19 protein-coding genes and 1 tRNA gene are annotated in these 22659 nt (G+C 67.4%); 9 read left to right on the top strand and 11 right to left on the bottom strand.

All coding sequences use genetic code 11. From position 1 onward, the window contains the following. Positions 1 to 67: 67 nt before the first annotated feature. From SOM47_RS00905 to hutI, 5 genes are all read right to left on the bottom strand, one after another. Positions 68 to 2182, bottom strand: a complete 2115-nt coding sequence (locus tag SOM47_RS00905; RefSeq protein ID WP_320504517.1) for a TonB-dependent receptor family protein — start codon at positions 2180 to 2182, stop codon at positions 68 to 70. A gap of 395 nt (positions 2183 to 2577) precedes the next feature. Further along, positions 2578 to 4245: a urocanate hydratase gene (gene hutU / locus SOM47_RS00900; RefSeq protein WP_320504516.1), complete on the bottom strand. Its 1668-nt coding sequence runs from the start codon at positions 4243 to 4245 to the stop codon at positions 2578 to 2580. Further along, positions 4242 to 5096, bottom strand: a complete 855-nt coding sequence (gene hutG / locus SOM47_RS00895) for an N-formylglutamate deformylase (protein ID WP_320504515.1) — start codon at positions 5094 to 5096, stop codon at positions 4242 to 4244. Before hutG ends, hutU begins: the two co-directional genes overlap by 4 nt. Beyond that, positions 5093 to 6646: a histidine ammonia-lyase gene (gene hutH, locus SOM47_RS00890; protein ID WP_320504514.1), complete on the bottom strand. Its 1554-nt coding sequence runs from the start codon at positions 6644 to 6646 to the stop codon at positions 5093 to 5095. The genes hutG and hutH overlap by 4 nt, the downstream gene beginning before the upstream one ends. A gap of 14 nt (positions 6647 to 6660) precedes the next feature. After that, on the bottom strand, positions 6661 to 7866 hold the full coding sequence (hutI, locus tag SOM47_RS00885) for an imidazolonepropionase (protein ID WP_320504513.1): 1206 nt from the start codon (positions 7864 to 7866) through the stop codon (positions 6661 to 6663). Between the two features lie 67 nt (positions 7867 to 7933). On the opposite strand from hutI, the gene SOM47_RS00880 reads away from it, so the two are divergent. Then, positions 7934 to 9304, top strand: coding sequence for a formimidoylglutamate deiminase (locus SOM47_RS00880; protein ID WP_320504512.1), 1371 nt, complete (start codon positions 7934 to 7936; stop codon positions 9302 to 9304). A gap of 24 nt (positions 9305 to 9328) precedes the next feature. Beyond that, positions 9329 to 10060 (top strand): histidine utilization transcriptional repressor HutC, encoded by a 732-nt coding sequence (hutC, locus tag SOM47_RS00875; RefSeq protein ID WP_320504511.1) that lies wholly within the window; start codon positions 9329 to 9331, stop codon positions 10058 to 10060. Positions 10061 to 10162: 102 nt separating this feature from the next. Here the strand turns inward: hutC and SOM47_RS00870 are convergent, their stop codons facing one another. The 3 genes from SOM47_RS00870 to SOM47_RS00860 form a co-directional block, all read right to left on the bottom strand. After that, entirely contained in the window at positions 10163 to 11155 is a 993-nt protein-coding gene (locus SOM47_RS00870) for a restriction endonuclease (protein ID WP_320504510.1), read from the bottom strand. A 236-nt stretch (positions 11156 to 11391) separates the two neighbouring features. Beyond that, complete coding sequence (locus SOM47_RS00865; protein WP_320504509.1) at positions 11392 to 11892, bottom strand: phasin family protein; 501 nt, start codon at positions 11890 to 11892, stop codon at positions 11392 to 11394. A 106-nt stretch (positions 11893 to 11998) separates the two neighbouring features. Next, a complete protein-coding gene (locus SOM47_RS00860) occupies positions 11999 to 12274 on the bottom strand; it encodes a polyhydroxyalkanoic acid system family protein (RefSeq protein WP_042612543.1) in 276 nt (91 codons plus the stop codon). A gap of 114 nt (positions 12275 to 12388) precedes the next feature. On the opposite strand from SOM47_RS00860, the gene SOM47_RS00855 reads away from it, so the two are divergent. The 4 genes from SOM47_RS00855 to aroA all read left to right on the top strand — a co-directional run bounded on the left by SOM47_RS00855 (position 12389) and on the right by aroA (position 17184). Further along, positions 12389 to 13189 carry an FHA domain-containing protein gene (locus SOM47_RS00855; RefSeq protein WP_320504508.1) on the top strand — a complete coding sequence of 267 codons (801 nt, stop codon included), beginning with the start codon at positions 12389 to 12391 and terminating at the stop codon, positions 13187 to 13189. Positions 13190 to 13446: 257 nt separating this feature from the next. Further along, positions 13447 to 14532 carry a 3-phosphoserine/phosphohydroxythreonine transaminase gene (serC, locus tag SOM47_RS00850; protein WP_320504507.1) on the top strand — a complete coding sequence of 362 codons (1086 nt, stop codon included), beginning with the start codon at positions 13447 to 13449 and terminating at the stop codon, positions 14530 to 14532. A 62-nt stretch (positions 14533 to 14594) separates the two neighbouring features. Continuing rightward, entirely contained in the window at positions 14595 to 15791 is a 1197-nt protein-coding gene (gene pheA / locus SOM47_RS00845; RefSeq protein WP_320504506.1) for a prephenate dehydratase, read from the top strand. A 79-nt stretch (positions 15792 to 15870) separates the two neighbouring features. Beyond that, positions 15871 to 17184, top strand: a complete 1314-nt coding sequence (gene aroA / locus SOM47_RS00840; RefSeq protein ID WP_320504505.1) for a 3-phosphoshikimate 1-carboxyvinyltransferase — start codon at positions 15871 to 15873, stop codon at positions 17182 to 17184. 194 nt (positions 17185 to 17378) lie between these two features. Here the strand turns inward: aroA and SOM47_RS00835 are convergent, their stop codons facing one another. Together SOM47_RS00835 and SOM47_RS00830 are read right to left on the bottom strand one after the other, a co-directional pair. Then, positions 17379 to 17948, bottom strand: coding sequence for an energy transducer TonB (locus tag SOM47_RS00835; protein ID WP_320504504.1), 570 nt, complete (start codon positions 17946 to 17948; stop codon positions 17379 to 17381). A 143-nt stretch (positions 17949 to 18091) separates the two neighbouring features. Continuing rightward, on the bottom strand, positions 18092 to 18736 hold the full coding sequence (locus SOM47_RS00830; protein ID WP_320504503.1) for an energy transducer TonB: 645 nt from the start codon (positions 18734 to 18736) through the stop codon (positions 18092 to 18094). Positions 18737 to 18851: 115 nt separating this feature from the next. On the opposite strand from SOM47_RS00830, the gene serS reads away from it, so the two are divergent. Then, a complete protein-coding gene (gene serS, locus SOM47_RS00825; RefSeq protein ID WP_320504502.1) occupies positions 18852 to 20132 on the top strand; it encodes a serine--tRNA ligase in 1281 nt (426 codons plus the stop codon). Positions 20133 to 20411: 279 nt separating this feature from the next. Here the strand turns inward: serS and SOM47_RS00820 are convergent, their stop codons facing one another. Continuing rightward, positions 20412 to 20990, bottom strand: a complete 579-nt coding sequence (locus SOM47_RS00820; protein ID WP_320504501.1) for an FMN-dependent NADH-azoreductase — start codon at positions 20988 to 20990, stop codon at positions 20412 to 20414. Positions 20991 to 21114: 124 nt separating this feature from the next. Here SOM47_RS00820 and SOM47_RS00815 point away from each other — a divergent pair, with 124 nt between their 5' ends. Then, positions 21115 to 22107: a LysR substrate-binding domain-containing protein gene (locus tag SOM47_RS00815; RefSeq protein ID WP_042612553.1), complete on the top strand. Its 993-nt coding sequence runs from the start codon at positions 21115 to 21117 to the stop codon at positions 22105 to 22107. A gap of 152 nt (positions 22108 to 22259) precedes the next feature. Continuing rightward, positions 22260 to 22349 (top strand) — tRNA-Ser (locus SOM47_RS00810). Positions 22350 to 22659: the final 310 nt, after the last annotated feature.

The following is a 22659-nucleotide window of genomic DNA, read 5'->3' as shown; positions in this document are numbered from 1 at the left end:
CAGGGATCGCCTTTTTTGCCAAGCTTGCCGCCAACGTGCCGTGAAGGTGGCAAGGCTCCAGTCAGGTTCAGTCAAAGCGAAGGCGCAGCCCTGCGTACACGCCGAAACCTTCGCCCGGCGTGGAGCGCGCTACATCACGGCCGCCATCGTCATAGCCCGGCGTCACCGTGGCGGCGTAGTGGCGGTCGCCCAGGTTGCGCAGCTCCAACCAGCCCTGCCAGCGCCCACTGGGCGCGTCAAAGCCCACGCGGCTGCCGAAGATGAGGTGGCTGTCGGCGCGGTAGCTGTTGGCATAGTCGACGAACACCTTGGAGGCGTACTCGGTGTTCACTGCGGCATACAGGCCGGAGGCATGGTCATAGCGCAGTTCAGCCTGGTAGAAGTGCATCGGCAGGCCGGGCAGGCGGTTGTCACCGAAGCGGTCGTCGTGGCGGTAGCGGAAGTCACTGAAGGTATACGCCTGGCGCAGCGAGAGGCGTCCGGTTCCTGCCTGCCACAGCGTGCTGTCCAGTCCGGCCTCGATGCCACGGTGCACGGTGGGGCTGGCATTGTTTTCGGCGATGAACAGGTTCGGCACCGGCACGACTTCCACGCTCAGCAGTTCGTGGTTGACGTGCGCGTAGTAGCCGGTGAGCTCCCAGCGGCCGATGCGGCCCTCGCCGCGTGCGCCGAGTTCCAGCGTGGTGGCGGTCTGGTTGTCCAGCTTCACCGGCGCGCGCTGGCGGCCGCTGGACGCGCCGTTGCCGGCGGCGAAGTACTGGTTGGAGCCCCAGATCATCGACCAGGGATGGGCCGGTTCCACCGAGCGGCTGAGATTGCCGAACCACTGCGTGGCCGGCGAGGCCTGCCAGGTGAAGCCCAGACGCGGCGCGTAGTCCCAGTCGCGCTCGTTCAAGCGCTGATCGGTACGCGGCCAGGTCACTTCCACCGCGCGGCGGGTCTGCACCAGCGCCAGCCCTGCCTGCACACGCAGCGCATCGCTCAGCTGCAGTTCGTTGCTCAGGTGCAGCGTGCTGTCGGTGCCGTGGTGGGAGAAGTCACGCGTGTGGGTGCCCACCGCATACCCGTTGCTGGCGGAGCGCAGCGTCTCGCGCACGTCGGCATCCAGGTCATGGGTGACGCGCACGCCGAGCGTGGTCACGCTGTCATGGCCGAACAGGGTGTGTCGGCGGCGGTAATCCAGTGTGGCATTGAGGTTGGCGTAGTCCAGTTGCTGCCGGTACAGGCTCTCGTTCAAGTCCATCGGGTACTTGTGGTACACCAGCCCGGCCTGCAGCGAGGCGTCTTCATCCAACTGCAGCGTGGTCATGTTGCCGATCCAGGTGCTGCCCGGTTGCGGCCGCTTCGCGTCGATCGCCACGTTGGCCGGGTTGGCCGCGCGCGGTTCGTTGCGGATCTGCGCGCGGGTCAGTCGTCCGGGTGTTTCGTGGTTGGTTTCGCGGTAACGCAGGTAGAAGCGCGTCTGCAGGTCCGGGTTGATCTGCCAGCCGATGTTCGCCATCGCGCCCTTGCCATCGCCGCTTGCATGGTCCTGGTAGCCGTCGAATCCGGTTTCGGTGTAGGCGAAGTAATAGTCCAGGGTGTCCTGCACGCCGCCGTAGCCCAGGCTGCGTTTCTGGTAGCCGCGGCTGCCGGCTTCATAGTGCAGTTCAAGGCCCGGTGCATCGCGACCGTTGCGGCTGACGTAGTTGATCGCACCGCCCAGGGCCAGTGCGCCGCGTCCGAAACCGTTGGCACCGCGAAGCACCTCCACGCGCGACAGCCACAGCGGCTCCAGCAGCTCGTACGGCGTGCCGCCGGCGGCGGTCAGCGGCAGGCCATCCAGCGACACCGCGATGCCGGAGGCATGCGCGCCCGGGCCGCGGTTGATGCCCGACCCGCGGATGGACACCTTGGTGCCTTCGTTGCCCGGGGACTGCGCACTGATGCCCGGCTGGTAGGCCAGCACATCGGCGGTGTTGCCGACGCGGCCCTGCGCGACCTTGGCCAGGTCGATCACGTTGCTGGCGCCGGGCACACGCGCCAGCATCTTGCGGACATCGTGGGTGTTCCCGGCGGCGGTGACCTCGACGCGGTCCAAGGTGGTGGGTTGGACAGCCGTTTCAGCGCGCGCGGGGAGGGCAGCGAGGGCGGTCAGCACGGCGACGGTGAGCGCGCAGGTACGTGGGGCAGCAGAGGTCATGAGCAGTAGAGCCAGCAGCGGAGTGGGGTCGCGGCTGGGCATGCACCCTGTAAACCGCTTTGAGGCGGCGAAAGTTAACAGGGTGTTCCGGCGTTGTCGAGCCTCATCGAGACATGAGGTCGGGTGGTGTTGGTGGCGCCGAGCCGCGCTCTGCGAGCGCAGCGGCAGCAGCAGAAGCGTGACGACCAACGGTCGTCACCCACCAGAGCGAAAGCGGACGGCCAGCGGCCGTCACTACCGGGGCGAAGGGCGGACGGGCAGCGGCCGTCACTACCGGGGGGCAGGTAGCGCCGAGCCATGCTCGGCGAGCGCAGCGGCAGCAGCAGAAGCGTGACGACCAACGGTCGTCACCCACCAGAGCGAAAGGCGGACGGCCAGCGGCCGTCACTACCTCGTTAGCGCAGGATGCCGGGCAGGTCCAGGCCCTTTTCCTTCGCACAGTCGATGGCGATCTCATAGCCCGCATCGGCATGCCGCATCACGCCCGTGGCCGGGTCGTTCCACAGTACGCGGGCGATGCGCTTGGCGGCCGCTTCCGTGCCGTCGCAGACGATCACCATGCCGGCATGCTGCGAGAAGCCCATGCCCACGCCGCCGCCATGATGCAGCGACACCCACGTCGCGCCGCTGGCGGTGTTCAACAGCGCGTTGAGCAGCGGCCAGTCCGACACCGCATCGGAGCCGTCGGCCATCGCTTCGGTTTCGCGGTTCGGCGATGCCACGCTGCCCGAATCAAGGTGATCGCGCCCGATCACCACCGGCGCCTTCAGTTCACCGTTGGCCACCATCTCGTTGAACGCCAGGCCGAGCCGGTCACGATCGCCCAGCCCCACCCAGCAGATACGCGCCGGCAGGCCCTGGAACTTGATCTTCTCGGCCGCCATGTCCAGCCAGCGATGCAGGTGCGGGTTGTCCGGAATCAGCTCCTTGACCTTGGCATCGGTCTTGGCGATGTCTTCCGGATCACCGCTCAGCGCGGCCCAGCGGAACGGCCCGATGCCGCGGCAGAACAACGGACGGATGTAGGCCGGCACGAAGCCAGGGAAATCGAACGCATCTTCGGCGCCTTCCTCCAGCGCCATCTGGCGCAGGTTGTTGCCGTAGTCCACGGTCGGCACGCCCAGCGCATGGAAGGCCAGCATCGCGCGGATGTGGTTGGCCATCGATTCGCGCGCGGCTTTCTCCACTGTCTTCGGTGCGGACACGCGCTTTTCGTCCCACTCTTCCACCGTCCAGCCCTGCGGCAGGTAGCCGTTGACCGGGTCATGCGCGGAGGTCTGGTCGGTCAGCAGGTCCGGCTTGATCCCGCGCACCAGCAGTTCGTCCAGCACATCGGCGACATTGCCGAGCAGGCCGACCGACAGCGGCTTCTTCGCCGTGCAGGACTCTTCGATCAGGCGCAGCGCCTCATCCAGGTCGTCGGTCCAGGTGTCCAGGTAGCCGGTGCGCAGGCGCATTTCGATGCTGGTTCTGCGGCATTCCACCGCCAGGCACGAGGCACCGGCCATCACCGCGGCCAGCGGCTGTGCGCCGCCCATGCCACCCAGGCCGCCGGTGAACAGCCACTTGCCGACCAGGCTGCCGTCGTAGTGCTGGCGGCCCATCTCCACGAAGGTTTCAAAGGTGCCCTGCACGATGCCCTGCGCGCCGATGTAGATCCAGCTGCCGGCGGTCATCTGGCCGTACATCGCCAGGCCCTTTTTATCCAGCTCGTTGAAGTGGTCCCAGTTGGCCCAGCGCGGCACCAGGTTGGAATTGGCGATCAGCACGCGCGGCGCATCGGCATGGGTGCGGAACACGCCCACCGGCTTGCCCGACTGCACCAGCAGTGTCTGGTCGTCTTCCAGCCGGGTCAGTGCATCGACGATGCCGTCGAAGCTTTCCCAGTCCCGCGCGGCGCGGCCGATGCCGCCGTAGACCACCAGTTCCTGCGGACGTTCGGCCACGTCCGGGTGCAGGTTGTTCATCAGCATCCGCAACGGCGCTTCGGTCAGCCAACTCTTGGCGGTCAGCGTGGTGCCGGTCGGCGCGATGATGGTGCGGGACGGGTCGTTACGGGTCATGCGGCGCTCCGGTTCGATGCGAATTCAAGGCAGGCGGTGAGTACCTGCGCCAGCGTGTGGCGCAGCGGCGTGGCGTGGTCGTCATCCAGCGGCGTGGGCCAGCTGTGCGCATCCAGCGCCTCGGCGGACGGTTCGGCCATGTAGCCGCGGCAGGCCAGTTCCATCTGCAGGCTGTGCACGCCGCCGGGGATGTCGCTGTAATGGCGGGTGATCCAGCCGCCCTTGAAGCGGCCGTTGCGGACGTGTGGCATCCCGCTCAGGCGGCACAGGTTCTCCACCACGTCGGAAAGCGCGTTGTCACAGGACGTATCGACCTCGCCGGTGGGGCCGGCGGTGCCCAGGTTGAACTGCGGCAACTCGCCGTCGAACAGGTGCGGGATGCGCGAGCGGATCGAGTGTGCGTCATACACCACCACGGTGCCGTGGCGTGCGCGCAGCCGTGCGATCTGTGATGCCAACGCGTCGTGGTAGGGCGCGAAGTACATCTCACGGCGACGCAGGATCTCCGCCTCCTCCGGTTCCTGCCCGGGCTGGTACAGCGGCTGGTTGTCGAAGGTGGTCAGCGGGCACAGGCCGGTGGTGTTCTGGCCTGGGTACAGCGACACCCCGCTGGGATCGCGGTTGAGGTCGATCACCGAACGCGAAATCGACGAACGCACCGTGGTCGCGCCGAGCCCGCGCGCGAACGCGTACAGCTCATGCACCCACCAGTCGGCATCGCGCCGGGCCAACCACGGTGAGACGAAGCGCCCGGCGAGCTCGCCCGGCAGTTCGGTGCCGGTATGCGGGAAGCTGATCAGCAGCGGCGCATCGCCTTCGTGTACTTCCAGCCATGGCGGATGCGTACTCATGCCACCGGCTCCACGTTGGGCAGCACGTCGGCCAAGCCCGCGGCCAGTGCGCCACTGCGCACCAGGTCGGTGGCGGCCAGCATGTCCGGGTGGAAGTAGCGGTCTTCTTCCAGCGTCGGCACCTGCGCGCGCAGTAGCACGCGGACCGCTTCCAGCGGGCCACTGGACTGCAGCGGGGCGTGGAAATCGCAGCCCTGCGCGGCGGCCAGCAGCTCGATGCCGACCACGTTGGCGGCGTTCTCGGCCATCTGCAGCAGGCGGCGCGCGCCGTGCGCGGCCATCGACACATGGTCTTCCTGGTTGGCCGAAGTGGGGATCGAATCCACGCTGGCCGGGTAGGCGCGCTGCTTGTTTTCGGACACCAGCGCGGCGGCGGTGACCTGCGGAATCATGAAGCCGGAGTTCAAGCCCGGACGCGGTGTCAGGAAGGCCGGCAGGCCGGACAGCGCCGGGTCCACCAGCATCGCGGTGCGGCGTTCGCTGATCGAGCCGATCTCGCAGATCGCCATCGCCAACATGTCCGCGGCGAAGGCCACCGGCTCGGCGTGGAAGTTGCCACCGCTCAGCGCTTCGCCGGTATCGGTGAACACCAGCGGATTGTCGGACACGCCGTTGGCCTCGATTTCCAGCGTGGTGGCGGCTTGGCGGATGATGTCCAGCGCTGCGCCCATCACCTGCGGCTGGCAGCGCAGGCAGTACGGATCCTGCACGCGCACGTCGTTGTCGCGGTGCGATTCGCGGATCGCCGAGCCCTGCATCAATGCGCGCAGCGCTGCGGCGGTGAGGATCTGCCCGCGCTGGCCGCGGATGCTGTGGATACGCGGGTCGAACGGCGTGTCCGAGCCCTTGGCCGCTTCCACCGACAGTGCACCGGTGACCAGGGCGGCCTGGAACACGACCTCGATCTCGAACAGGCCGGCCAGCGCATAGGCCGTGGAGAACTGGGTGCCGTTGAGCAGCGCCAGGCCTTCCTTCGCACCCAGCTGCAGCGGCTGCAGGCCGGCACCCGCCAGTGCATCGGCCGCGCTCAGGCGTTCGCCGTCAACGAAGGCTTCGCCCACGCCGATCATCACGCTGGCCAGGTGGGACAGCGGCGCCAGATCGCCGGAAGCACCGACCGAACCCTGCGCCGGAATCACCGGCACCACGTCGTGCTGCAGCAGTGCTTCCAGCAGTTGCAGCGTCTCCACGCGCACGCCGGAGGCGCCCTGTGCCAGGCTGACCAGCTTCAGCGCCATCATCAGCCGCACCACCGGCAACGGCATCGGTTCGCCCACGCCGGCGGCATGTGACAGCACGATGTTCCGCTGCAGGGTAGCCAGGTCTTCCGGTTCGATGCGCACGCTGGCCAGCTTGCCGAAGCCGGTGTTGATTCCATACACCGGCGCGCCCCGGGCCACGATCGCGTCCACGGTGGCAGCACTGGCACGCACCGCGGGCAGGGCGGCGGCATCCAGTGCGATGCGCGCCCCGCGGTAGACCTGCCGCCACTGCGCCAGCGGCACATGGGCGGGGCGAAGCACCAGGGTGTCGGGTGTTTCATGCTGCATTGAAGCGTGCTCCATCAGAGGGGGTCGAGCTGCCCGCGCACCACGCGCGCGTGCAGCGGGTTGAAGCCGATGCGGTAGACCAGGTCGGCCGGGGCGTCGATGTCCCAGATCGCCAGGTCGGCGTCCATGCCCACCGCCAGCTGGCCGATGCGGTCGGCGCGGCCGAGCGCGCGCGCGGCGTTGCGGGTGAAGCCGGCGATGCATTCGTCCACGGTCAGCCGGAACAGCGTGGCGCCCATGTTCATCGCCAGCAGCGGACTGGTGAGTGGCGAGGTACCGGGGTTGCTGTCGGTGGCCAGCGCCAGCGGCACGCCGGCCGCACGCAGCGCCGCGATCGGCGGCAGGGTGGTGTCGCGGGTGAAGTAGAACGCGCCGGGCAGCAGCACGGCGACCGTGCCGGCCGCGGCCATCGCCGCGATGCCGGCCGCGTCCAGGTGCTCGATATGGTCGGCCGACAGCGCCCCGTGGCGCGCGGCCAGTTCAGCACCGTGCTGGTTGCTCAGCTGCTCGGCATGGATCTTCACCGCCAGCCCGTGCTCGCGTGCCGCGTCGAAGACCTGCGCCGCCTGCGCGGTGGAAAACGCGATGTTCTCGCAGAAGATATCGACCGCCTCGGCCAGCCCTTCGGCGGCGATGGCGGGAATCATCAGGTTGCAGACTTCATCGATGTACTCCTGCGCCTGCCGTCCCGGCGGCACCGCATGCGCGCCCAGGAAGGTCGGCACCACGTGCACATTGCCCTCCACGCCCAGCTGGCGTGCGACCTGCAGCTGCTTGCGCTCATCGTCCAGGGTCAGCCCGTAACCGGATTTGATCTCCAGCGTGGTGATGCCTTCGGCGCGCATTGCCAGCAGGCGAGGGCGGCTCTGGCGTGCCAGTTCTTCTTGGCTGGCCGCGCGGGTGGCGCGCACCGTGGAGACAATGCCGCCGCCGGCGCGGGCGATGTCGGCATAGCTGACACCCTGCAGGCGCTGCTCGAATTCGTTGGCACGATTGCCGGCGTAGACCAGGTGGGTATGGCAGTCGATCAGGCCGGGCGAGATCCAGCGGCCTTCGCCGTCGATGCGCGTGGCCGGCTGCAGGTGAGCGCCACTGCCGGCCGCGCCGACATGCACGATGCGCCCATCCAGGCAGGCCAGTTCGGCATCGGCGATCACGGCCAAGCCGTCGCCCTGCAGGGTCATCAGGTGTACGTTGGTCCAGAGGATGTCGCAGTGCATGGGCGGGGCTACACGGATGAGCTTATATGTCTATACAATATAGGCGTCCCTTTCCGGTTGTCCAGCCATGACGGATCCGTTGTCTCCCCCTGCCTTCCACGCTGCCCGCGCACTGTTGCCACAAGGCTGGGCGCGTGATGTCCGGTTGACGGTGGTGGATGGCTGCATAGGGGAGGTGCACACCGGCGTTGCGGCCCGGGCAGGCGACCAGCGCGTGCAGATCTTGGTGCCGGGCGTGCCCAACCTGCACAGTCACGCCTTCCAGCGCGGCATGGCCGGGCTGACCGAAATCGGCGGGGGGGACGGCGATAGTTTCTGGAGCTGGCGCGAGCTGATGTACCTTTTCCTGGCCAAGCTGGTGCCCGATGCGGTCGAAGCGATTGCCGCCCAGGCCTATATGGAAATGCTCGAATCAGGCTTCACCCGGGTCGGTGAGTTCCATTACCTGCACCACGATGCCGACGGCCGGCCGTATGCCGATCCCGCCGAGATGTCCGCGCGCATCGCCGCCGCCGCCGCGCAGACCGGTATCGGCCTGACCCTGTTGCCGGTGTTCTACGCGCATGCCGATTTTGGTGGCGCCGCGCCCAATCCGGCCCAGCGGCGGCTGATCCACGACGTGGACGGCTTCGCGCAGCTGCTGGACGGTGCACGCACGGCCCTGCGGCCGCTGCCCGATGCGGTGCTCGGCATCGCGCCGCACAGCCTGCGCGCGGTGACCGGCGAGGAGCTGTCCGCGCTGCTGCCGCTGAACGATGGGCCGGTGCACATCCACATCGCCGAACAGCTGCGCGAGGTAGACACCTGCATGTCCTGGAGCGGCCTGCGCCCGGTGCGCTGGCTGTATGAAAACGCGGCGGTGGACGCGCGCTGGTGCCTGGTACATGCCACCCATATCGACGACGACGAACGCGCGCGCATCATCGCCAGCCGGGCCGTGGCCGGCCTGTGCCCGATCACCGAAGCGAACCTGGGCGATGGCCTGTTCCCGATGCAGGCCTTCGCCCGCGAGGGCGGCCGCTTCGGCGTCGGTTCGGATTCCAACGTGCTGATCGATGCGGCCGAAGAGCTGCGCCTGCTGGAATACGGCCAGCGCCTGAGCCTGCGCGGGCGCAATGTCATTGCCCCGGATGCGCAGCGCAGCAGCGGCCGTTACCTGTTCGATGGTGCGCAGGAAGGTGGTGCGCAGGCCCTGGGCGTGATGGCCGGACTGCGGCCCGGCGCCAGTGCCGACCTGCTGGAACTGGACGCCGACCACCCGGCGATGATCGCCCGCGAGGGGGATGCCTTGCTTGACAGCTGGGTGTTCGCCGCACGTAATGGCGCGCTGCGTTCGGTATGGCGCCGCGGCCGCCAGTGCGTGGCCAACGGCCGCCACCTGCAGCGCGACGTCATCACCGCCCGTTTCGCCCAGGCCCTGCGCAGCGTGCTGGGCTGATCCTCTTTCCAGATCGAGACCACAGTGAAGGCCAGCAAGTCCGCCACGCTCAACCAGCGCATCCGCAGCGAACTGGAAGGCCGCATCCTCAGTGGCGAATGGGCGCCGGGATTCCGCATCCCGTACGAACACGAACTGATGGAGCAGTACGACTGCTCGCGGATGACGGTGAACAAGGTGCTGACCGCGCTGGCTGAAAGCGGGATGATCGAACGCCGGCGGCGTGCCGGCTCGTTCGTGGCGCGGCAGTCACCGCACCTGGAACAGGTGGCGCTGGCGATACCGGACATCGCCATGCAGGTCACCGCGATGGGCCACCACTACGCGTACCGGCTGCTGCGCCGCGAACTGCGCACCGCGCGCGACGGCGATGCCGGCGAGCAGGAACTGGCCGGTGAGGCGAGGTTGCTGGCGATGGACTGCCTGCACCTGGCCGATGACCGGCCGCTGGCGCTGGAGCACCGGCTGATCAGCCCGGCCGGCGTGCCGGAGGTGCTGGAGGTGGATTTCGAAGTCACCGCGCCCGGCAGCTGGCTGCTGCAGAACGTGTCGTGGACGCGTGCCCAGCACCGCATCAGTGCGTGGGGCGCCGATGCAGCGAGTGCCAGGCTGCTGGATGTCAAAGCCGGCACGGCGTGCCTGGTGATCGAGCGGCATACGTGGCGCGGGGATCAGGCGATCACCCGGGTACGGCAGATATTCCTGGGCGATGCGTGGGATCTGGTGGCGCGGTTCGCACCCGGGAATAATCGCTGATTGCTTGGGTGGGCTTGGCTTGGCTTCGGTGGGTGACGACGGTTGGTCGTCACCCACGCCATCCGTCAGCCTGGTTGACGGCCAGCGGCCGTCACTACCGGGTTAGAGGGTGCTGCACTGGCGCCAGCGGACGGGTTCGTCCACGCCGGGGCGGGCATTGAGCTGGATGCGCACGTTGCTCAGCGCGGGGTAGCGGGTCACCTGGTCGCAGATCATCGGCCACACCTGCTCCAGTTCGCCGGTGCGGTTCACCGCCAGCGTCTGCCGGGTCTGCCAGATGCCGCTGTGCACGCCGGGCAACTTGCTCAGCGCGCGGGAGATCTCCTGCTGGTAGCGATCCAGTGTTTGGGTATCCGGGTTGAGGTCCGGACCGGCCACGGTCGCCTGCGTGGCGCGCGGCGCCGGATCGGCGGCAACTGCAGGCGTGGTTTCGTCAACGGCAGGCGCTGCAGGCGCGGCCCTGGTCACGGCCGGGGCGGGCGCCGGGTCTGGCGTGGCTACGTGTACGGTCTGGTAGCCCATGCCCACCAGCAGGCCCAGCGTGCTGGAGGCAAATGCCGCAATCACGATGCGCCGGATCGCCTCATGGCGGGCGGCATTCTTGACGCCGGATTCGATGTCACCGGGCAGGTAGGGTGACAGCAGCGGCCAAAGCCGGCGGCCATCCAGCACTTCCACGGCCTGCTTCTCCGCAATGGCCTGGCCATCGCCATCCACCAGGCCTTCGGTGATCAGGATGCCGCCGCGGGCACCCGCCAGCCGCGCCGCCGCGCCCAGTTCGTTGATCGCCGCGGTGCCGATGCGGTACGCCAGTCCATGCTTGCAGGTCACCAGGAAGTGGCCGCTGGCATCGGCCATCAGGAAGTCGCTGCGCGGCTCACGGGTGTCATCCTCGTGCCGGCTCATCTCGGTCAGCCCGCGCCGTTCGTGCAGAGCGCGCTTGACCAGCTCGGAGAAGTTGCGCCAGTGCATGCCGGCAAGGGCCTGCAGCCCCAGCTGCATTTCCTTGCGACGCCGTTTGACCAGCCACAAGTAGCCGGTGGCGAGGACGAAACAGGTGACGGCCAACAGCAGGGCCAGTATCCAGGAGAACATGCAGGCAGCAAGGCACAACGCAGGAAGGGGCGGACAGTGTACTGGGGCGCAGTGCTGATCGCGTCAGGGCGCCCCCTACAACTGGGTGCTGCATCTCAAATCGCAGGCACGAAAAACCCGCCATTACCGAATCCGTGAGGGGAGGGACAAACGGGGCAATGACGGGTTGGATGCAGTGTCACCCACCGCCTGTTGCATTGCAACAAAGCGGCGGGTAACACAGTGTTCCGGCAGGATCAGCTACCGGTGGGCGACTGGTGGCTGCCCGGGGTCGGTTCCCCGCTTGCCGCGCTGGCTTGCCGGCTTTCCAGCCGATTCAACCGCGTGGTCAGCGCATCAATGCGCGCATTGAGCGTGGACACGTCCTCGGCATTGGGCACGTGCAGGCGCTTCAGCACCCCGTGCACGCGGTCTTCAAAGGCTTTTTCCACCTTGTCCCACGTGCCGGCGGCCTTTTCACGCGCTTGCCCCAGCTGTTCTTCCACATTGTCCCGCCAGCCCGGGCCGTCTTCGGTGCTCTTCTCGCGGCGGCGGCTCTCAAAGGCCTCGCCTTCCTTCACCAGGCTATCGAAGAAGCGGCTGCCTTCGGCCTGCGCGCGGCCCAGCGCACCCAGGCCGGCCAGCCACACCTGCTGCGCCGAATCGCTGAGCCTGCGCGAAACGCGCTCGGCCTGGTCCTGGAAGGACGCCTTGTCCTGACCGTCGTTGCGGGGGTCGTGCTCGTCATACTGGTTCATGGGGTCTCCTGCATGGGCGGATGCAGGGACCAGACTAGCGCTGCAAATGCGGGGGCGGTGTGATGGCCGCCAGCAGCGCCGGCCAGCAGTTCAGCCGGCGGTGGGATCAGCCGAGCTTTTCCTTCAGCACGCGCTGGATTTCGCTTTCCACCATGCCCTTCATCGCCGACAACAGGAAGCCGAGTTTGGCGGTTACGCGAACCGCAGTGGGCTGCAGTTCGATGGCCCCGTCCACGCCACTGCCGGAGAAATCCAGCACGTCGCCGCGCCAGGTGGACTGCAGGCCGAAACGATCGGCCAGCTTTGCGGCCACTTCCTCGATCGCCTGGCGCGCGGCCGGTGCGGCCAGGGCATGGGCGTGGACGATATCGATGCTGGACATGCGGATTCCTTTGCGGGGTGGAGCGATGACAGGGCGAGCATTGTGCGCATCAGGCGCGCAAACGCCAAGCGAGGGTTCTTCTGCGATTGCCAGCCAACTGCTAGTCTGCGCCGCATGCCTAAACTGCTCGTGCACTACAGCCAACCCTCGCAACCCGACCAGCCGCTGGTGCCGGGCGTGCAGAAGATCGTGCGCCAGGCCAACGGCTGCATCCGCCTGGTCGAAGCCAGCCAAGGCAGCCTGCTGCTGGCCCAGCTCAGCCTGGACCAGCGCGGCCTGTGGCTGCAGGTGGCCGCCGGCGTGCGGGGGGTGCACGTCAACGGACGCCCGGTGAAGCGCATGGCGCTGCTGCGCGCCGGTGATGCGGTGTACGTGGAAGGCGTGGAACTGCTGATCCAGGGCGAAGTGGATACGCCGATGCTGCCGCCCTCGCCACAGGCGGCGGTGCAGTCCGACGAACCGCGCCTGCTGCGCGGCGTGGGCGGGCCACACCACGGCCGCGGCTACCCGTTGCACGGACCGTTGCTGGTGGGCCGAAGCAGTGAAGCGGACATCGAAATCAACGAGCCGGCCTTCGCTGAACAGCACGCACGCATTGAAAGCCATGGTGAGCGGATCCTGCTGCGCGACCTCGGCACCGGCGAAGGCAGCCGGGTCAACGGCGTGGCAGTGCGCCACTGCTGGCTGCAGGGCGGCGACCAGGTGGTGTTCGACGGCCAGCACCGCTTCGTGCTGGAACTGCCCGACGACCCGCGCCAGCGCCCGCTGCCGACCGAAGAATTCGTCTTCAACGACCTCGACGAAGCGGCCGAACCGCACGCCCCGCGGCGCGTGCGTCGCTGGCCCTGGCTGCTGGTCAGCGCCTTGCTGCTGGCCGGCGTATTGAGCCTGCTGCTGTGGTTCGGCGCCCGCTGACGTGGTGGTAGTGACGGCCGCTGCTCGTCAGGTCCTGCGTCGGTAGTGACGGCCGCTGGCCGTCAGATCCCACCTCGGTGGGTGACGACCGTTGGTCGTCACGCTGTTGCTCCCTCACCGCTGCGCTCGCCGAGCATGGCGCGGCGCTACCAGATCGTGTCCCGATGGATACCAATGCAACCAAATTTCCCTTGAACGGCGCGGCCTAAAGCCTGATGCGCTGCGGCATACTAGGGATCTTGCCCCACAGGTGTGACATGACCCGCGCGTACAACTTCAGTGCCGGCCCTGCAGCGTTGCCGGAAGTGGTCCTGCGCCAGGCGCAGGAAGAGATGCTGGACTGGCATGGCGCCGGGGCCTCCATCGTGGAAATGAGCCATCGCGGCCCGGAGTTCATGGCCGTGGCGGCCGCAGCCGAGGCCGACCTGCGCCAGCTGCTCAGCGTGCCCGACGACTACGCGGTGCTGTTCCTGCCCGGTGGTGCCACCACCCAGCAGGCGCTGATCCCGATGAACTTCGCCAGCCACGGCCAGCGCACCGATCACGTGCTCACCGGCCACTGGGGAAAGACCGCGGTCAAGCAGGCCTCGCCGTACGTCAGCGCGCACATCGCCGCCAGCAGCGAAGCCAACGCCTTCCGTGACATCCCCGCGCGCGCCGACTGGCAGCTGTCGCCGGATGCCGCCTACGTGCACATCACCGCCAATGAAACCATCCATGGCGTGGAGTTCCGTCACATTCCCGATACCGGCGATGTCCCGCTGGTGGCCGATTTCAGTTCGTCCATTGCCAGCGAACCGCTGGATATCAGCCGTTTCGGCGTCATCTACGCCGGTGCACAGAAGAACCTCGGCCCGGTCGGCATCGCCGTGGTGATCATCCGCCGCGACCTGCTCGAACGCACCGGCCAACCGCGTGCGGACATCTTCAACTACGCCTCGCACGCCGCCCGCGACTCCATGCTCAACACCCCGCCCACCTGGAACTGGTACCTGGCCGGGCTGGTGTTCAAGTGGATGCTGGCCGAAGGCGGGGTGGTGGAATTCGCTCGTCGCAATGCCGCCAAGGCCGCGCTGGTGTATGCCGCCATCGACGCCTCCGGCGGCTTCTACCGCAACGACGTGGCCGTCTCGGCGCGCTCGCGGATGAACATCCCGTTCTTCCTGCCCAGCACCGACCTGGACGCGCGATTCGTCGCCGATGCCAAGGCCGCCGGACTGCTCGCGCTGAAGGGCCACAAGGCGGTAGGCGGCATCCGTGCCTCGCTGTACAACGCCATTCCGGTAGCGGGCGCCGAAGCGCTCGTTGCCTTCATGGCTGATTTCCAGCAGCGTCACGGTTGAGTCGCTTCACTGTGTCTACCCCCGGCGCGCGTTGACCGCGCGCCCTGCACCAAGGAACACCGATGGCACGCAAACCTGCCAAGCCGGCCAGCCCCAAGGCCCTGGCTGCAACGCCGAAGACCGCCAAGCCGAAGGCAAAGGCGAACAAGCCGGCCAAGCTGGAAACCGCTACCAGCGCACCGCCGGTATTGGCCGATGTGCGCGGCAAGATCGATCAGATCGACCGTGACATCCAGTCGCTGATCGCCGAGCGCGCGCGCTTCGCCCATCAGGTCGGCAAGGCCAAGGGCAAGCTGGCCGCGGCCGTGGACTACTACCGTCCCGAACGCGAAGCGCAGGTGCTGCGGATGGTGGTGGATCGCAACGAAGGCCCGCTCAGCGATGAGCTGTTGGTACATGTCTACCGCGAAATCATGTCCGCCTGCCTGGCCCAGCAGGAGCCGCTGAAGATCGGTTACCTCGGCCCGGAAGGCACCTTCAGCCAGCAGGCCGTGCTCAAGCACTTCGGCCGTTCGGCACTGGGCCTGCCGATGGCCAGCATCGAAGAAGTGTTCCAGGAAGTGGAAGCGGGCAACGCCGATTTCGGCGTGGTGCCGGTGGAAAACTCGGGGCAGGGCACCATCCAGATCACCCTGGACATGTTCCTGACCTCCAACCTGAAGATCTGCGGCGAAGCCGAACTGCGCGTGCAGCAGTACATCATGTCGCGCAGCGGCCACCTGGAAGACATCGAGCGCATCTACGCGCATCCGCAGTCGTTCATGCAGACCTCGGCCTGGTTGCGCGCCAACCTGCCCAATGCCGAGAAGATCCCGGTGTCCAGCAATGCCGAAGGCGCGCGGCGTGCCCGCAATGCCGACGACGCGGCGGCGATCGGCGGTGAGAACGCCGGCCACGTGTACAACCTGAAAAAGGTGGTCACCAAACCCATCCAGAACGATGCCGACAACACCACGCGCTTCCTGGTGATCGGCCGTAGCCTGTTCCCCAGTTCCGGGCACGACCGCACCTCGGTGCTGGTGCTGATCCATGACAAACCCGGCGCGCTGTTCGATGTGCTCAGCCCGTTCGCCCGCCATGGCATCAGCATGAACCGCATCGAATCGCGGCCCTCGCACCACGGCAAGTGGGAATACGGCTTCTTCATCGACCTGTCCGGCCACATCGACGACGCGCCGATGCAGGCCGCGCTGGCCGAACTGGAAGGGCATGCGGCACAGATCAAGGTGCTCGGCTCCTATCCGGTAGCCGTGCCCTGAGTGAGTTCCGCGGGGGCGCCTACGCGTCCCCGCGCCCAGATCCCTCGCCGCACTGCGGCGCTGACGGAAGCAACAGACGATGAGCAACGCGCAACACTGGATCGCCCGCAAGGGCCGGCCCCTGCAGGGCAGCCTGGTCATCCCGGGCGACAAATCGGTTTCCCATCGCGCGGTGATGTTCGCCGCGCTGGCCGATGGCACCTCCACCATCGATGGCTTCCTGGAAGGCGAAGACACCCGTGCTACCGCGCGCATCTTCAGCCAGATGGGCGCGCGCATGGAAACCCCGTCGCCGTCGCGGCGCGTGGTGCACGGCGTGGGCATCGATGGCCTGCAGGCCCCGGAGGGCGAACTGGACTGCGGCAACGCCGGTACCGGCATGCGCCTGATTGCCGGTGTGCTGGCCGGGCAGGCGTTCGACAGCGTGCTGATCGGTGATGAGTCGCTGTCACGCCGCCCGATGCGCCGCGTCACTGGCCCGTTGGCCCAGATGGGCGCTCGCATCGATACCCAGGCCGACGGCACCCCACCGTTGCACGTGCATGGGGGCCAGCCACTGAAGGGCATCGCGTTCGCCTCGCCGGTGGCCAGCGCGCAGGTCAAGTCCGCGGTGCTGCTGGCCGGGCTGTACGCCGATGGCGAGACCTCCGTGGTCGAACCACATCCCACCCGCGACTACACCGAACGCATGCTCGCCGCGTTCGGCGTGGAGATCGACTACTCACCCGGCAAGGCCCGCCTGCGCGGCGGCCAGCGCCTGCGTGCCACCGATATCGTGGTGCCGGCGGACTTCTCCTCGGCCGCGTTCTTCCTGGTGGCGGCCAGCATCATTCCCGGTTCCGAACTGCGCCTGCAGCAGGTCGGCCTGAACCCGCGACGCACCGGCCTGCTGCACGCACTGCGGCTGATGGGCGCGGACATCACCGAAGAAAACCCGGCCGAGCAGGGCGGTGAGCCGGTGGCCGACCTGCTGGTGCGTCATGCCCCGCTGAAGGGCGCACGGATTCCCGAAGCGCTGGTGCCGGACATGATCGACGAGTTCCCGGCGTTGTTCGTGGCGGCCGCTGCGGCCGAAGGCCAGACCGTAGTGACCGGTGCGGCCGAACTGCGGGTCAAGGAATCCGATCGCCTGGCCGCGATGGCCACCGGCCTGCGCACGCTGGGCGTGCAGGTGGACGAAACCGAAGACGGCGCCACCATCCACGGCGGCGCCGTACTGGGCAGCGGCACGATTGAAAGCCACGGCGACCACCGCATCGCGATGGCCTTTGCCATTGCTGGCCAGCTGACCGATGGCGAAGTACGGATCAATGACGTGGCGAACGTAGCGACCTCGTTCCCCGGCTTTGACAGTCTCGCCGGTGGCGCAGGCTTCGGACTGAGCGCCGCGTAGACCAGGTAGTGACGGCCGCTGGCCGTCATGCCCTTGCTCTGGTGGGTGACGACCGTTGGTCGTCACGCTGTTGCTCTGCTGCCGCTGCGCTCGCCGAGCATGGCTCGGCGCTACCAGGTGTCGGTTCTCCTTACGCGCACAAAAAATGCCGGCCCAGAGGGGGCCGGCATTTTTATTTCACACCCTCACCGCACTCAACGCCCGGTACGGAAATCCACCGGCACGTTGACCACGCTGGCAATCGCACGGCCGTTCTGCATCGCCGGCTCGAACTTCCAGTCACGCACGGTGGTCAGCACCGCACGATCAAGCTCGCGGTCGCGCTGGCCGGTACGCGAGACGATGCTCGCCTCGGTCACGCTGCCACTCGGGGCCACCTTCAGGCTGGCCACTACGCTGCCCTGCACGCCATTGCGCAGTGCGCTCGGCGGATACGACGGCTTGGCATTGCTGGTAAGCGGACGCGCCTCACGGTTACGCACGGCCGGGGCTGCACGCTGCTGGGTCGGTGCCGGTGCAGCGCGCGGCGTGGTGGCCGGCGCATTGGCAACCGGTGTGCGGGTGGCCGGCAGCATCCGCTCGCCAATCGGCGCCGGCGCGACTTCGGTGTTGGACGTACGCAGCCACACCAGCGCGGCGGCGAACATCGCCACGATCAGCGCCATCCACAACAACGGAGACGGGCGGCGGCGTTCGTGGGCAAGGTCGGCATCGGCCTGGTGACGCGGCGAGGCCGGCATTTCCGGAGCATGGGTCGCACTCATGTTTGATCTCCTGCACTTGTCGTTTCCGACGACGCCCCGAGTCTTGCCGCTAACGCAGGCGCGGGTGTAAGCGTCACGTCAATGCAGTGCACGGAGTTCAGGTTCGGGTGCGGGGACCGTTCAGCGATGCAGCGCGTGCGTGATCAACGGCCAGGCGTGAAATCGAACGGCACCTCGATGGTGCCCGGCACGGCCTGGCCATTGCTCATCGCCGGGGTGAACTTCCAACGGCGCACGGCCTCGGTGGCCGCACGGTCCAGGTCGCGCGACCCGCTGCGCTGCACCAGCGCCACCCCATACGGGCGGCCGGTGGCATCCACTTCCACGCGCAGCACCACCGAACCGGACTCGCCACGGCGCAGTGCGGCAGGCGGGTAGTTCGGCGGCGGCGACTGACCGGCGATCGGCATCGGCCGGTCGTTGGCCACCTGCCCGGCGGTGCCCGGTGTGGCGCCCGGGGCCGGCATACCTTCGGCCATCGGCGCGGGTGCCGGCGCGGTTTCCACCAAGGTCGGGGTTTCTTCCGGCGTCGGGGCAGGGCGCGCGTCAGGCATGTCGCTGGAGCCGGCCGCGGCGGCCAGCGGCTCGGGCAGCGGCTCGACCTCGGCCACTTCCTGCGGCGTCTTGGCGGCCGGTTCGGCCTGGAAGAAGCCCTTGTCGCGGCTGCTCAACCACACCACCACGAAAAGCAGCAGCCCGACCGCGAACGCGATGCCGGCGATCTTCAAGGCGTTGCGGGGAATCTGCAGGGTGATGGACTTGCCGGATGAGGTGCGGGTAGCAGGCATGACGCAAACCAATACGGGACCGGGCGATTCTGGCACAGCCGCGATGAACCGTCCGGCAGAAATCCGCATAACAGGCGATAATCCGGTTCCTGAACCACAACCACCGACCGCCGCCATGCTCGATCCAGCCCTGCTCCGCAACCAGCCCGCCGACCTCGCCGAACGCCTGCGCACCAGTCGCGGCTTCGAGCTGGACGTGTCCGCGCTGGAGTCGCTGGAAGCAGACCGCAAGCGCATCCAGGTGCGCACCCAGGAACTGCAGAGCCTGCGCAACAGCCGCTCCAAGGCCATCGGCCAGGCCAAGGCCAAGGGCGAAGACGTGGCTGCGATCATGGCCGAAGTGGCTGCGTTCGCCGACGAACTGAAGGCATCGGAAGTCACCCTGGACGGACTGCGCGAGAAGATCGACGCGGTCGCGATGATGATCCCGAACCTGCCGGCCGACGACGTGCCGGCCGGCGCTGACGAAAGTGAAAACGTGGAACAGTCGCGCTGGGGCACCCCGCGCCAGTTCGATTTCAAGGTGCTGGACCACGTGGAGCTGGGCGCCCGCAACAAGTGGCTGGACGGCGAAACCGCAGCCAAGCTGTCCGGCTCGCGCTTCACCGTGCTGCGCGGCCCGATCGCGCGCCTGCACCGCGCCCTGGCCCAGTTCATGCTCGACCTGCACAGCGGCGAGCACGAGTACCAGGAAACCAACGTACCGGTGATCGTCAACGCCGACAGCCTGTATGGCACCGGCCAGCTGCCTAAGTTCGAAGAGGACATGTTCATCACCCACCTGGGTGAGCAGAAGCGTTACCTGATTTCGACCTCGGAAATCTCGCTGACCAACATCGTGCGCGATGAAATCATCGACGCCGAGCGCCTGCCGCTGCGCATGACCGCCCACTCGCTGTGCTTCCGTTCCGAAGCGGGCAGCGGCGGCCGCGACGTGCGCGGCATGATCCGCCAGCACCAGTTCGAGAAAGTGGAGCTGGTCACCGCCTGCCGCCCGGAAGACAGCGATGCCGAGCACCAGCGCATGACCCGTTGCGCCGAAGTGGTGCTGGAAAAGCTGGGCCTGCCGTACCGTAAGGTGCTGCTGTGCACCGGCGACATGGGGTTCTCGGCAGTGAAGACCTACGACCTTGAAGTATGGCTGCCCTCGCAGGAGACCTATCGCGAGATCAGCTCGTGTTCCAACACCGGTGACTTCCAGGCCCGCCGCATGCAGGCCCGCTGGCGCAACCCCACCACGGGCAAGCCCGAGCTGCTGCACACCCTCAACGGCTCCGGCGTAGCGGTGGGTCGCGCGATGATCGCGGTGATGGAGAACTACCAGAACGAAGACGGCAGCATCACCGTCCCGGACGTCCTGCGCCCGTACATGGGTGGCATGGAAACCATCGGCTGAGAGCGGTAGTGACGGCCGCCGGCCGTCAGCTCCTGCCTTGGTAGTGACGGCCGCTGGCCGTCAGCAGCTGCTCTGGTGGGTGACGACTGTCAGTCGTCACGCTTGCGCGCCTGCCGCTTCGCTCGCCGAGCGTGGCTCGGCGCTACCCATCGCGCACACAAAAAAAACGGCCCCGCAAAAGCAGGGCCGCCGGGTCGGGCTGGAATGGGGGAGGGGATCTTCCAGCCCGCGGTTACCGGCCGACGACGAGCCCGCCAGCAACCGTCTTGAACGCTTTACTCAGGCCTCAGCGAATTCCGCTTCCGGCAGGCTCGCCAGCGCGGCCGCAATCGCCTCTTCGCGGTGCTTGGGCGAATACGCGATGCCCTCGGCACGCACGAATTCCACCTCGGTGATGCCCATGAAGGCGAACATCTGGCGCAGGTAGGGCTCCTGGAAGTCCGCCGGCGAATCGACATAGATGCCGCCGCGGCTGCTGGCGATGATCACCCGCTTGCCGCCGGCCAGGCCCACCGGGCCCGCCTCGGTGTACTTGAAGGTCTTGCCAGCCACGGCCACGCGGTCGATCCAGGCCTTCAGCGTGGACGGAATGCTGAAGTTGTACATCGGCGCACCGATGACCACCACATCCGCCGCCAGGAACTGCGCCATGACGTTTTCAGCATCCGCAGTCTCGGCCGCATCCGCACCGGCCAGCGAACTGCCGCGCAGGTGGGGGATCGGATTGGCGTCCAGATCACGGTAGGACACGTCGAGGGATTCGACCGAATCCTTGAAACGGGCGACCACGGCCGCCGACAGCTGGCGGGAGACCGAGTTGTCGCCGAGCGCGCTGGCGTCGATGTGAAGAAGCTTCATGGCAGTCACCTGAGGTTTGTGGGGGTGGGCAGCCGTGCTGCCGACGGAGCAAACGATAGGTTGTTGCCAATCTGGGATAAAGATGGTTGAATGCCACGTATTGTTCTAGATATGGAACTGCAGCATGCAAGACCTCAACGATCTCTACTACTTCGCCATGGTCGTGGACCATGGTGGTTTTGCCGCAGCCGAACGCGCGCTGGGCATCCCCAAGTCCCGCCTGAGCCGCCGCATCAGCCAGCTGGAGACCGATCTGGGCGTCCGCCTGCTGCAGCGCTCCACGCGCCGTTTCGCAGTTACCGACGTGGGAACCAGCGTACACCGACACGCGCAGACCATGCTGGCCGAAGCCCAAGCCGCGCGCGAAGTGGTAGACCGCCTGAGCGCAGAGCCGCGCGGCTTGGTGCGTGCGAGCGTGCCGGTATCACTGGCGCAGATGCAGTTGCCCAAACTGCTGCCGAAGTTCCTGGAGCAGTACCCCAAGGTGCGGCTGCAGTTGAACATCAGCAACCGCCGCGTGGACATCATCAACGAAGGCTACGACGTCGCCCTGCGCGTGCGTTCGCGGCTGGATGACGATGGCAGCCTGGTGATGCGCAGCTTCGGCCAGGTCCAGGAACTGCTGGTGGCCAGCCCCAAATACCTGGACCGCGCCGGCCGCCCCAAGGACCCGGACGAACTGACCAACCATGTCACCCTGAGCATCAGCGAAGACGAAGCCCGCCAGCGCTGGGAACTGCACGGCCCGGAAGGCGCGGTACGCCGCGTGGACCTGCAGCCGCGCGTGGCCGGCTTCGATTTCCCGCTGCTGCAGAGCATGGTCAAGGACGGTTTCGGCATCACCATGCTGCCGGAAACCGTCTGCGCCGATGCCGTACGCAAGGGCGAACTGGAAGTGGTGCTGCCGGACTGGTCGTTGCCGCAGGGCATCTGCCATGCCGTGTTCGCCTCGCGCCGCGGCCTGCTGCCGGCCGTGCGCGTGTTCATCGACTTCCTGGCCGAGCACCTGCCGCCGCAGCTGGAGGCCTCGCGCCTGGATTGCGGTGGCGCCTGCGAGCGGGCCAAGGAGAAGATCAAGGCCACGGCCCTGGGCGCGCTGGCCGTAGACGCCGGCTGACGCAACACGCCGGCAAGCTCTGGTAGCGCCGAGCCACGCTCGGCGTAAACCATCACCGCCCAGCCGACTGGCACGCGCCGGACCATGGGCAAACGCCCCCGACGCATGCGAGAATACGCCTCCCCGGACAGCCTCCGGGACTGCAGCACATCGGAGAGATGGCCGAGCGGTTTAAGGCACCGGTCTTGAAAACCGGCGAAGGGTCAAACCTTCCGTGGGTTCGAATCCCACTCTCTCCGCCAGATACACAAGACGCCCCGAAAGGGGCGTTTTGCGTATCTGGCGGAGAGAGTGGGCTGGCAGAAGCCGCGCGGGTTCGACGGATTCGCCTGGAGCGAATCCGGACAGCCGACTGGCTGGCCCTCGGCCGCTTGCGGACGAGGGTGAGGTGCATGGATGCACCTCACAATCCCACTCGGGAAATCCGAAGATCAGACGCCCCGAAAGGGGCGTTTTGCGTATCTGGCGGAGAGAGTGAGGTGGCAGAAGCTGCGTGGGTTGGACAAATTCGCTTAGAGCGAATCCGGATAGCCGAATGGCCGGCCCTAAAGC

The sequence above is a fragment of the Stenotrophomonas sp. CFBP8980 genome (assembly GCF_034046095.1).
GTDB lineage: Bacteria > Pseudomonadota > Gammaproteobacteria > Xanthomonadales > Xanthomonadaceae > Stenotrophomonas > Stenotrophomonas lacuserhaii.
The sequence above is the reverse complement of the archived record's forward strand: the minus strand, read 5'-3'. Positions and strand labels throughout refer to the sequence as shown.

Excerpts from the sequence above, each read along its gene's own strand:
- SOM47_RS00905 (WP_320504517.1), bottom strand. The coding sequence starts at position 2,182 with ATGACCTCTGCTGCCCCACGTACCTGCGCGCTCACCGTCGCCGTGCTG.
- hutU (WP_320504516.1), bottom strand. The coding sequence starts at position 4,245 with ATGACCCGTAACGACCCGTCCCGCACCATCATCGCGCCGACCGGCACC.
- hutG (WP_320504515.1), bottom strand. The coding sequence starts at position 5,096 with ATGAGTACGCATCCGCCATGGCTGGAAGTACACGAAGGCGATGCGCCG.
- hutH (WP_320504514.1), bottom strand. The coding sequence starts at position 6,646 with ATGCAGCATGAAACACCCGACACCCTGGTGCTTCGCCCCGCCCATGTG.
- hutI (WP_320504513.1), bottom strand. The coding sequence starts at position 7,866 with ATGCACTGCGACATCCTCTGGACCAACGTACACCTGATGACCCTGCAG.
- SOM47_RS00880 (WP_320504512.1), top strand. The coding sequence starts at position 7,934 with ATGACGGATCCGTTGTCTCCCCCTGCCTTCCACGCTGCCCGCGCACTG.
- SOM47_RS00870 (WP_320504510.1), bottom strand. The coding sequence starts at position 11,155 with ATGTTCTCCTGGATACTGGCCCTGCTGTTGGCCGTCACCTGTTTCGTC.
- SOM47_RS00865 (WP_320504509.1), bottom strand. The coding sequence starts at position 11,892 with ATGAACCAGTATGACGAGCACGACCCCCGCAACGACGGTCAGGACAAG.
- SOM47_RS00860 (WP_042612543.1), bottom strand. The coding sequence starts at position 12,274 with ATGTCCAGCATCGATATCGTCCACGCCCATGCCCTGGCCGCACCGGCC.
- SOM47_RS00855 (WP_320504508.1), top strand. The coding sequence starts at position 12,389 with ATGCCTAAACTGCTCGTGCACTACAGCCAACCCTCGCAACCCGACCAG.
- serC (WP_320504507.1), top strand. The coding sequence starts at position 13,447 with ATGACCCGCGCGTACAACTTCAGTGCCGGCCCTGCAGCGTTGCCGGAA.
- pheA (WP_320504506.1), top strand. The coding sequence starts at position 14,595 with ATGGCACGCAAACCTGCCAAGCCGGCCAGCCCCAAGGCCCTGGCTGCA.
- aroA (WP_320504505.1), top strand. The coding sequence starts at position 15,871 with ATGAGCAACGCGCAACACTGGATCGCCCGCAAGGGCCGGCCCCTGCAG.
- SOM47_RS00835 (WP_320504504.1), bottom strand. The coding sequence starts at position 17,948 with ATGAGTGCGACCCATGCTCCGGAAATGCCGGCCTCGCCGCGTCACCAG.
- SOM47_RS00830 (WP_320504503.1), bottom strand. The coding sequence starts at position 18,736 with ATGCCTGCTACCCGCACCTCATCCGGCAAGTCCATCACCCTGCAGATT.
- serS (WP_320504502.1), top strand. The coding sequence starts at position 18,852 with ATGCTCGATCCAGCCCTGCTCCGCAACCAGCCCGCCGACCTCGCCGAA.
- SOM47_RS00820 (WP_320504501.1), bottom strand. The coding sequence starts at position 20,990 with ATGAAGCTTCTTCACATCGACGCCAGCGCGCTCGGCGACAACTCGGTC.
- SOM47_RS00815 (WP_042612553.1), top strand. The coding sequence starts at position 21,115 with ATGCAAGACCTCAACGATCTCTACTACTTCGCCATGGTCGTGGACCAT.